The sequence below is a fragment of the Flavobacterium chungangense LMG 26729 genome (assembly GCF_000735715.2).
Taxonomy (GTDB): Bacteria; Bacteroidota; Bacteroidia; order Flavobacteriales; family Flavobacteriaceae; genus Flavobacterium; species Flavobacterium chungangense.
The window spans coordinates 56,733-67,419 of sequence record NZ_JASY01000019.1; the positions used below are offsets into that span (position 1 = coordinate 56,733).

The 10,687-nt window shown below is 33.1% G+C and carries 8 protein-coding genes; all 8 read left to right on the top strand.

Features of this window, described 5'->3' with window-relative positions; genetic code table 11:
- The first annotated feature begins 1 nt into the window (after position 1).
- Positions 2–6,766, top strand: a complete 6,765-nt coding sequence (locus tag JE46_RS20870; RefSeq protein ID WP_031457231.1) for an FG-GAP-like repeat-containing protein — start codon at positions 2–4, stop codon at positions 6,764–6,766.
- 6 nt (positions 6,767–6,772) lie between these two features.
- The gene (locus JE46_RS20875) at positions 6,773–7,162 is read left to right on the top strand and encodes a hypothetical protein (RefSeq protein WP_031457232.1); all 390 of its coding nucleotides are present in this window, start codon (positions 6,773–6,775) and stop codon (positions 7,160–7,162) included.
- A gap of 36 nt (positions 7,163–7,198) precedes the next feature.
- Complete coding sequence (locus tag JE46_RS20880; RefSeq protein WP_031457233.1) at positions 7,199–7,591, top strand: hypothetical protein; 393 nt, start codon at positions 7,199–7,201, stop codon at positions 7,589–7,591.
- Positions 7,592–7,887: 296 nt separating this feature from the next.
- A complete protein-coding gene (locus JE46_RS20885; RefSeq protein ID WP_031457234.1) occupies positions 7,888–8,475 on the top strand; it encodes a hypothetical protein in 588 nt (195 codons plus the stop codon).
- A 209-nt stretch (positions 8,476–8,684) separates the two neighbouring features.
- On the top strand, positions 8,685–9,212 hold the full coding sequence (locus JE46_RS20890) for a hypothetical protein (RefSeq protein WP_031457235.1): 528 nt from the start codon (positions 8,685–8,687) through the stop codon (positions 9,210–9,212).
- Positions 9,213–9,223: 11 nt separating this feature from the next.
- Positions 9,224–9,850 carry a hypothetical protein gene (locus JE46_RS20895; protein WP_051872969.1) on the top strand — a complete coding sequence of 209 codons (627 nt, stop codon included), beginning with the start codon at positions 9,224–9,226 and terminating at the stop codon, positions 9,848–9,850.
- A 161-nt stretch (positions 9,851–10,011) separates the two neighbouring features.
- Complete coding sequence (locus tag JE46_RS20900) at positions 10,012–10,359, top strand: hypothetical protein (protein WP_051872970.1); 348 nt, start codon at positions 10,012–10,014, stop codon at positions 10,357–10,359.
- A gap of 5 nt (positions 10,360–10,364) precedes the next feature.
- The coding region (locus tag JE46_RS20905; RefSeq protein WP_031457238.1) for a hypothetical protein at positions 10,365–10,687 on the top strand (323 nt) is incomplete at its 3' end.

A 10,687-nucleotide genomic window follows, 5' to 3' on the forward strand; every position in this document is an offset into this window, starting at 1 on the left:
TATGAAACAATTTTACTTTTCAATTTTATTTCTAAGTTTTAGCTTTTTTATTGCTGCACAAACCTCCCCTACCGGTTCTTCTGCAGAAACCGGTGTTACAGCAGGAGATTTAGCCGTAACCTTGTCAGGAGGAGCTTCTTATACTATACCAATTGCTGTTCCTCCGGGAATTAACGGAGTAGTCCCGCAAATTAGTTTATCCTACAATAGTCAGGGAGGTCCAGGCCTTGCAGGTTATGGCTGGAATATTTCCGGGATTTCTAAAATTACCAGAATTCCGAAAACTAAATTTCACGATGAAAAAATAAAATCTGTAGATTTTGGGGATGACCGTTTTGCCTTAGATGGTCAACGATTACTTGTAAAAAATGGCACAGGAGGAATTTATGGGGCCAATGGGACTCAATATGAAACTGAAAATTTCTCTAATATCAAAATAACCTCGTATACAAATCCAAAGTACCCCAATGCAGGACCTATTAATTTTCTAGTAGAATATCCTGACGGATCAAAAGCGTATTATGGGAACCAAGCAGCCACTTATACAGATTTAGAATGGTCAATTAGATCATGGGAAAATGCCCAAGGTGTTTCTATTAAATATAATTATATTTCATCCGGTTTTAATGGCTGGGAGAATATCAGTTCTATTAAATACGGAACCCGCTCTACTACAACACCCATCAATGAAATCAAATTTGTTTATGAAAACAGATCCCGAAAAGAAAGTGCCTACATAGGGAGTCTAAAATACGATCAGGAGTACCGATTAAAAGAAATTCAAACCATAAGTAACAATATAGGATTTCGAAATTATTTGCTTGAATATACTCAAACTACACAAAATTATGACCAATTAAGTAAGGTTACCGAAAAAAACGGTGATAAATCAAAAAGCTATAACCCAACCGTTTTTCAATACAATAACACCGAAAGTGCTATAAAGTATATTCCAAATCCAAATCAATTAAATATAGGTTCGGTTTCTTCTCTCAATGCTGCTACTGTGTCTGGTGATTTTGACGGAGATGGTAATATGGATTTTCTTTTATATCCAACCATAGGCACTGAAGCCAGAAAAAAATATTGGCTTTTTACCGGCGTTAGTCCTAATACAAGTGCCCAGACTTTCCCTAACTACGGTATCGAAATAAAACCTGGCCTTTTTGATGAAATTTTTCCGGTTTCCTTTTTAACCCTGGATACTAAATACTGGCTCAGTCAGGGATGGACAGTTTTAAAAACAAATCCAACTACAAATCTATCGACATTTACCACCCACGCTACTACTGGCTCGCCCTTTGTATATCCGCAGGATGAAAAACAATATACATTTCCAAAGTTTACGCGTCATTACATATATCCATGCAACGGAGCAGAACCTCTCAGAGTTACATCCCGATTGTTAAACTCTGATTTAAATACGGCTGCCAGTACTTCAAAAGACGGGTATGTAGAGGCAAATATTCCTAAATCTTTTTTAAGCGGAGATTTCAATGGAGATGGCTTAACTGATATAGTGGTCATTGAAAAAACATTTAACTATTTTATATATACGAATTGTACCGCCACTTCTTCACAAACCTATACAGGAGGCAAATCTTATTTTGTTAATTTAGACAGAAGAATCACTGCCAATTTTGTTAATCAGGCAGGAGTTTTACCAATTAATCCAAACAGCAAATGTTATGTTGCCGACTTTAATGGAGACGGAAAATCAGATATTTTCATATTTGATACCGGAGTATTAAAAATTTATTCTCTGGATCAAAATAATACTTTAGTTCTAATTTCTCAAACCATTAATGAAAGTATTAGGTTAGATCTGCCAATTGTGATTGGAGATTTTAATGGAGACGGAAATTCTGATTTTATAACCCCAGGCCCAGGTATTGCCAATTGGTGGTATAGGTTTCCATCAAAAGGAATTGCAGATGAAAAAGGAAATGGATATACAATAGAAAATTTACCTAATTATGCCCCATTTACAGCTAATAACTCCTCTAACAGCTACAATTATTTGGCAACTGATTATGATAATGATGGGAAAAGTGATTTAACTATTGTAAAAAATACTGTAAAAATATATACTGATGCATCTGATCCTCTAAAATCGACCAGAAAAGGAACGATACAAGTTAGTACTATTACAGAAACAGCTGCAAATACTTTCATCACAAAAACGGCTATTACTTCTGAACAGGAAAATATCGACATGTATGCCTTGCCTGTTTATTTGCCTACAACAGACAGGAAACAACCCCGTTTGGAAATTGCCTTTATAAACCAAAACAGATTGCATTTTTTCAATTCCTCAAAAGACACCTCAAAAGACCGCTTGCTAACCAAAATTACAGCAGGAAATGGCGTACAGGAATTTATAACCTATCAACCCTTAGATCAAAGCTATGAAAATGATTTTTATACTATTTATACACCAAGCACACTAAAAGAAACCTACCCTTATTTTGACATCGTCTCCTCACCAGATTTTCAAATCGTTTCGAAATTAGAAAAAAAGAGTGCTACGGTTTCTAAAATGAAATTATACGGTTACTACGGAGCGGTAAGTAATTTAGAAGGCCTTGGCTTTATGGGGTTTAGGTCTATTATGGAAACCAACTGGCATGACAGCAATAACCCCATAATGAGTTCTGTAACCAACAGAGATGTAAAATTAAGAGGAGCAGCAACTGATAGTTATGTATTGCCCTATTTAACCTATCCTTATGGTGGTTTTTCACCCTCAGACTTTACCTCTAAAACAACTGTATCATACAATCCCACAACAGCAGAGGCAGCTTTGCAGGAAAATAAAGTTTTTAAATTACAAAATACAGCCAGTATACAATATAATGGTTTAGATAACACAAGCGTTGCCACTACTAATACTTTTGATTCTTATAATAATATTAAAAGTATCACCAGCGTTACTCAGGGATCAGCAGAAACTCAGACGGCCATCACGACAATAGATTATGAAGATCCAATTACAAGTCCTTTTTATATACTGGGAAGACCTTCTAAAAAAAACCAGACTGTCAGCGTTACTGGTTCTCCGGAAATGAGCAGTAAGGAGGTATATACCTACAATTCTAATCAATTACTTACTAACATTGATAAGAGCGCTACAGGAACCGGTACAATAACAGAACATAATGATTATGACTCTTTTGGAAACATCACAAAAAAGACCATTACTGCCCCTCTTCCTTTGCAGCCAAGAAGTACATGGTATGAATATGATACATCAGGCCGCTTTGTTACAAAAATAACTGACAATGATTTATTAGAAACTACTTTTGAGTATAACATAAATAATGGTGTATTAAAAAAAGAGACTGATGCCAATAAAAGGTCAACTTCCTATACCTACGATTCCTGGTTTAAACCTTTAACCGTAAAAGATGATCAATTAAACAAAACACTTACAACCACCTATACCAATTCCTTCAATCCACAGACCAGAGAACAAACCACAATTGTTACAACGGATGTCCCTGATGGCAGTGCTTCCATAGACATATTTGATGATTTGGGACGAAGAATTAAATCCGGAGTAAAGGACATCAACGGAACTTATTCTTACATATCAAATCTGTATGATATATATAATAGAAATTACAAAACTAGCGAACCGTATTTTGGAGCAAATCCTACAGAATGGAATGAAACCAAATTTGATCTTTACGGCAGACCAACAAAAACCGTACTGTTTAACCTCAGAAAAACAACGGCCAATTATTCAGGTCTTGTTACGAGCATAACAGATGGCTTAAAAACCAAAACCATCACTAAAAATGCCTTTGGAAATGTAGTTTCTTCTGGTGAAACACTGGGCGGTACTATTAATTATTCTTATTTTTCTAATGGCAATTTAAAGCAAACGAAATACAATAACATCGCTATAGATATAAATCAAAATGGCTGGGGCCAAAAAACCAGTCTTATTGATCCATCAGCTGGTACATTTGAATACAAACACAATGATTTAGGAGAACTTGAAGAAGAAACTTCTCAAAACGGAAATGTAAAAACCACCATAACGCGTGATTCAAGCGGTAGACCCGTTAAAAAAACGATCAAAGGAGGAGGTACAAACAGTGAAACGACCTATACCTATGATGCTCTAAAATTACCGTTAACAATAAATTACAAAGATTTAAATGATCCTTCGGGAGCAAACGATATTTTAACCTCTATTGTTTATGACAATACTTTTAAACGTCCAACAACTATTACAGAAGAAAAAACCGGTGCTTATAAATTCACTAAAACATTTGACTATGATGATTTAGGAAGAATTATAACTGAAACCAAAACTGCCGAAGCTGGCGGAAAAAGCAGTACTGTTGTCAATAAAAATGTTTATAAAAACGGGGCATTGCACCGGATTGTGGACATTAACGATAAAGTTTTATGGCAGACAAACACAGTAAACGCTAAAGGACAGCTATTAGAAAGCATAACCGGTAACGGCATAAAAATGACCAATACTTATGACACAGATGGTTATCTTTCTAAAATACAGCATGATAAAACCACACAGCCAACAGGCAATATCATAACGCTTACCACTAAATTTGACAAAAATACTGATAACCTGGATCAGCGCATCAATAGTGCTTTTGGTAATTATACAGAAGATTTTGACTATGATGAACTTGACCGATTAAAAGAATTTACGAATAAATATGGTAGTAAGGAAACCCAAACTTATGATGCCTCCGGAAAAATAACCGGCAATAATTTAGGCACTTACGGTTATGATCCGGTTGAAAAATACCAGAATACTTCTATATCACTGAATCCGGAGGCCGCAGCTTACTATGCCAACAGGGAAGCTCTTTTTAATGATAGTCTGGAAAGTCAGTCCGGATGGGGAATGGCTAAACACCCCAATACAGTTTTTTACAGTTATGATGATATTTATACTCATACTGGAAAATATGCATTAAAATTGACTAATACCACTTCATCTGAGCAGTATGTTCATTCTGACAAATGGATTGCTATTGACAATGCTGTTGATACCGAATATACTTATTCTGCATGGGTGTATGGCGATAGTCCAAGAGCCGAAATTTTCCTGTTCATGAAAACGCCTCAGGAAACCGGTTATTATTCATTAGTAGACAGTAAAAGTGTAACGGCAACAAATCAATGGACTAAAATTGAAAAAACATTTCTGGTTCCGGCTAATGTCAAAAAATTGAACATTCGCTTAGATAATGATGCCCAGGGAAATGTATGGTTTGATGACGTACAAATTAAAAAGGCAAGCAACACATCTAAATTAAACATTACCTATAATGCTTTTAAAAGCCCTGTACAAATTGAAGAAACCGGTATAGATAAAATAAGTTTTACCTATAATGATGACAACCAGCGTAGTACGATGTATTACGGCAGTTTAGAAGACAAAGAACTAAGGCCATTGCGCAAACATTATGCTGCCGATGGCAGTATGGAGATTAAACAAAATACAAAAACCGGTGAAATTGAATTTGTAACTTATATTGCAGGCGACGGCTACAGCGCTCCAATTGCAGTAAAAAGTGATGGTGTAAACCCTGCTAATTATTTATATTTACACCGGGATTATCAGGGAACCATTTTGGCCATAACCAATGATGCCGGTGCTGTTGTCGAAAAAAGATTATTTGATGCCTGGGGTGACATTATCAAAGTTCAGGACGGAGCGGGTAATACTCTTAACGGATTAACTGTTCTGGACAGAGGGTATACCGGTCATGAGCACTTACAAAGTGTAGGACTCATCAACATGAATGCGCGATTGTATGACCCTATAATTCATAGGTTTTTACAAATAGACAATTACATACAGGATCCTACCAATACGCAAAATTACAACCAGTATGGGTATGTCTTAAATAATCCTTTGTTGTATACAGATCCTAGTGGGAATTCATATATTGATGGTAGTGGGAATACTTATATTAATGGTGGTAGTAAAGGTGAGGATTGTTTCTATTGTGGTGATACAAAGCAACAAATAGACGGAAGTACAATTGGTTCAATTAGCAATTTTTTCAAGGATCCTAATAACACAGAATGGTTTAAAAGAAATGCAGGAGAAACCGGGCAATTTATAGGCCGAAATGTTCAGGAAGCCGCTAATTTTGTAGGTAGAAATATCGAATCTCTTGGCAGAGGTATAGGAAAGCTTTTTGGTTTTGGAGGAGGCGACGGACCTCCACCTAATCTGAGCAGTTATGTAAATTTTAAAACCGTTTCTAATTTCGCGCAGGGATTTGGAAAAATGGGAGTTCAAGCAACAATTGATGGATATACTACTACATTCCCTGGTATTGATAATATCTATCATAGTTTTGGAGGTGAAGATTTCTTAGATTTAACACCAACTGACAATCAAAAAGTAGGATATTATACCGCCATGGCGCTTACATTTGTTACTGGAGGAGCTGAAGTCAAGGTAGAACAATATACCTTAAGAGCAGTAGAAAGTGGATTTTATCCAGTTATGAAAAGAGGTTTTAGAAAAGCGCAGGAATTAGTCTGGTTAGAAAAGGGTGAAGTCTGGAAATTTGGTACTACCAAAAACTTTAACCCTTTTAAAAGATATACTAAATCATACTTAGAAAATATTGGAGAACATGGAGTTCAAAGATTTCAAGAATTTGTTGGTACATCTGCAGAAGCTTTGCAAATCGAAAAAATGAAAATAATCAATTATATGGAAGTTCATGGTTATTTACCTGCAGGTAATAAAATTATTAAATAAAGGAATATGGATATTAGTATAACATCTGATGCATGGTGGGAAACAAGAGTAGGTGAAAGTTTACATCAATTCTCGTTAAGAAAAATAAATGATTTTTTTTATTTAAAAAATTACGGAGAGGAATTACAGAGAATAGTGGTTTGTTTTCTTTGTTGTAATCCAGAGCATTATGGTAAACTTGAACAAAAAGTACAATTTAAAAAGAAAGAAAAACGTCTCACAATTTTTTTTGTACTTGACTATGATCTATTTATGAAAATTAGTAACCCTGAACGAGAAACTATTGTTTTTAATAAAATTAAAGATGGCGTGCCGGAAATAATGAAGCAAAAGCTTTCTAAACAGTTTAAGTTCGATGATTTTACAAAAGATTGGTTTAAAGCAATACAGAAATAAATATCATTTTTTTACTTTGACAATAAGTAACAAACTATGGATTTTGGATTAACAGCAGATATAAATTGGGAAAGTGGCGTACGAGAAGTGCTTAATTTAATACCAAATAGAGAGTTTAGTGATTTTTTTTATTCGAAAAATTATGGTATTGATCTTAATGATATTTTTATTGTTTTAATGTGTCGTAATTCTGAATATAATTTCAAACAACGCATTCGTTTTATAAAAAAAGAAAAGGCATTATATATGGATATTATGCTTGACTTTGATTTGTTCCTGAAAATTACTCAGGAAGAAAGAAATAGAATCGTTTTTGAAAAATTAATTAAGGAAGTTCCTGAAATTATTGCAAAATATAAGTTTAAAAATTTTGATTTAGATACATTCAAACAAGACTGGACTGGTTTGATAAATTCAATAGAGTATTAATGTGGATCTTAAATGATTTTGAAAAAACACACAAAAATAGGCGATATTTTTTCGGTCAAAATAAACGAGAATAGTAAAAAGTTTTTTCAATTGATTGCATTTGATTTAACACAATTAAACTCCGTATCGTGCAAGATTTGCTCCAAGAGGGATAAAAGAACTGTATAATTTAACTTGGAAATAATATGTTTAGTTTTTAAAAAAAAAAGAAGGAAAAAGAATATCCAATAACAAAAAATGAATTGCATTTTTTTAAAAGCCTTATAAGTATTTTACCTAACAAATATCATTATCTGTTGCCACAAATAAATGATGATTTTTTAATTGCCTTTAAAGAAAATGTCTTAGGATTTAAGGATAGCTACACTTTTTTGCTCAATGCAAAATTAGAGCCTATTTATAAAAACAAAAAACTACCTCATTTTTTTATTTTGAGAGGATTAAATATATGGAACTCTAAGGAAAATAAGTTTTATAGGATTGAATTAGATATTTTATCAGGTTATTTAGGTGGTTTTAATATTGCCAGTATTGAGTTCTCGAATTTTGATTTTACCAAATTTGATATTTCAGAAATAAATGAAAAACACTTTGAGAATAAAGACTTGAATAAGCTATTAATCAATTTTGATGAAAACGAAAAAGCCATTATATCAAAATATTTAGACACTACTTATTCTATAAAACTTTCTGATGGCATCTTTTACTATATAGATAGTATAGGAAATGGTGACGTGATTGTTTTAGATAAGACAGGTACTGTTTATTTGTTAATTCATGACCCTGCAAACAAAATTAAAATTTTCTCTAAAGAAGAATTTTTTGAAAAATTAGAAAATAAAACTTTGATCATGGAGGCTACTAAAATATATACAGCTTTATAGAAAAGTATTATTCCAAGTTCCTTCTCTCTAAAGTTCCTAAATGAAAATCCTCCTAGTGCGCCGCTAATTTTGTAGGTAGAAATATCGAATCTATTGGCAGAGGTATAGGAAAGCTTTTTGGTTTTGGAGGAGGCGACGGACCACCACCTAATCTGAGCAGTTATGTAAATTTTAATAAAGTTTCTAATTTCGCTCAGGGATTTGGAAAAATGGGAGTCCAGACCATCATTGATGGTTTTGATGTGGCAATGCCTGGTTTTAGCCGTACGTTTGATTCTCTTGGTGGTACAGATTACTTAGGCATAAAACCTACAGAGAGTCAAGAAGGAGGTTATTATACTGCTATGGCTCTTACATTTGTTACTGGAGGAGCGGAAGCTGGTGCTGAGAAGTCAGGAGTTAACGGACTGAAAAAAGGGATTAATTGGTTATTAAAAGGTGGTAAAACTTTTAATCAGTACAAAATTGCACGAGGTGGTACAGAAACTTTAGCAAAAATTGCAACTTCAACCGGAACACAAAGAATTAGTACTGAATTTCACCATGTATTTTTAACTCAGAGGCTTCAACGCGCTTATAATCTACCTAACTGGATGGTAAATAATCATTTAAACGTTTGGAAACTTAATTCGGTACAACATTCCATTATTGATCCTTATAGATATAGATTTTTACGTGCTGGTTTTAAACCTAAAGTTGGATGGTTTGGAGAATATAATTGGTTCACTAAATTTTAATAAAAATAAATATGTTTGGATTATTTAAAAGAACAAAAATTGAAAATAAGGAAATTCAATTGCTAAGAAATACGATAATAAAGCTCCCAGTTCCATATTCTGATTTAATTAATCAAATAGACGATGGATTATTTAAAGGTGTATTAACTAATGCAAGTGACATACCAGGATATATAGCCTTTACTTTTAATCCTGAAGTTTTAAGAAAATATGATCAGGAAAATGAGAAAGATTTTAAACTTTACAATATTAAAGTATATGACAAAAAGACATTAGTTTATTTACCTTATGAGATTTATATCTTAAGTGGTACAATAAGTGGCTATTCATTAGGTGGTGGTAAAAAAAACGACATTGATATTGAAAAGATTGACATATCAAATTTCAAAAAAGAATTTATTGGAATATCTGACTATAACAGAATTGAAAATTTACTTAATAAAAAAGAAAAAACACTTCTAAATCCCTCCGAAGTTTATTCTGTCTTCTTAAACGAAAAGGAGTACTTTCATATTAAAGATTTAAGTGATGGTGATTTTATTGGTATTGATTCTAACAAAAATGTATACAAAATAACACATGATCCTTTTATCATTGAAAAAATTAATGAATCTATTGAATCCATCTTAAGTAAATGACTCTATACCTTAATCCTTTTGTAAACTAAATAAAACGTTTGCAACACGGCTTTTATAAATAGATTTTTTTCAAGTAGCCATAATTAATCCTTGGAGGTACAGGTACAGATTACTTAGGTATAAGACCTACAGAGAGTCAACAAGCAGGTTATTATACTGCAATGGCTATTGCATTTGTTACTGGAGGAGCGGAAGTCAAGGTAGAACAATATACCTTAAGAGCAGCAGAAAGTGGATTTTATCCAGTTATGAAAAGAGGTTTTGGAAAAGCGCAGGAATTAGTCTGGTTAGAAAAGGGTGAAGTCTGGAAATTTGGTACTACCAAGAATTTTAATCCTTTTAAGAGATATTCACAAAAATATTTAAAAAATATTGGTGAACATGGGGTTGAGTACTTCCCTGAATTTAGAGGCACTTTAATGGAGGCATTACAATTAGAAAAAATGAAAATTATAAATTATATAGAACAAAACGGATATTTACCTTTCGGTAATAAAATGATAAAATAATAAATATGGACTTTGGAATAACTGCAGATAGTTGGTGGGAAACAAAAGTTAGTGACACTCTATCTTTAATCCCTCAGAGAGAATTTAAAGATTTTTTTTATTTAAAAGATTATGGCACTGATCTTAATGATATTTTTATTGTTTTAATGTGTCGTCATACTGAATATAATTTCAAACAACGCATTCGTTTTATAAAAAAAGAAAAAGCACTTTACATGGACATTATGCTTGATTTTGATTTGTTCCTGAAAATTACTCAGGAAGAGAGAAATAGAATCGTTTTTGAAAAATTAATTAAGGAAGTTCCTGAAATTATTGCAAAATATAA

What these genes read in the sequence shown, in the direction of transcription:
- JE46_RS20900 (WP_051872970.1), top strand. Translation starts at nt 10,012, where the DNA reads ATGGCTATTGCATTTGTTACTGGAGGAGCGGAAGTCAAGGTAGAACAA.
- JE46_RS20880 (WP_031457233.1), top strand. Translation starts at nt 7,199, where the DNA reads ATGGATTTTGGATTAACAGCAGATATAAATTGGGAAAGTGGCGTACGA.
- JE46_RS20870 (WP_031457231.1), top strand. Translation starts at nt 2, where the DNA reads ATGAAACAATTTTACTTTTCAATTTTATTTCTAAGTTTTAGCTTTTTT.
- JE46_RS20895 (WP_051872969.1), top strand. Translation starts at nt 9,224, where the DNA reads ATGTTTGGATTATTTAAAAGAACAAAAATTGAAAATAAGGAAATTCAA.
- JE46_RS20890 (WP_031457235.1), top strand. Translation starts at nt 8,685, where the DNA reads ATGGGAGTCCAGACCATCATTGATGGTTTTGATGTGGCAATGCCTGGT.
- JE46_RS20875 (WP_031457232.1), top strand. Translation starts at nt 6,773, where the DNA reads ATGGATATTAGTATAACATCTGATGCATGGTGGGAAACAAGAGTAGGT.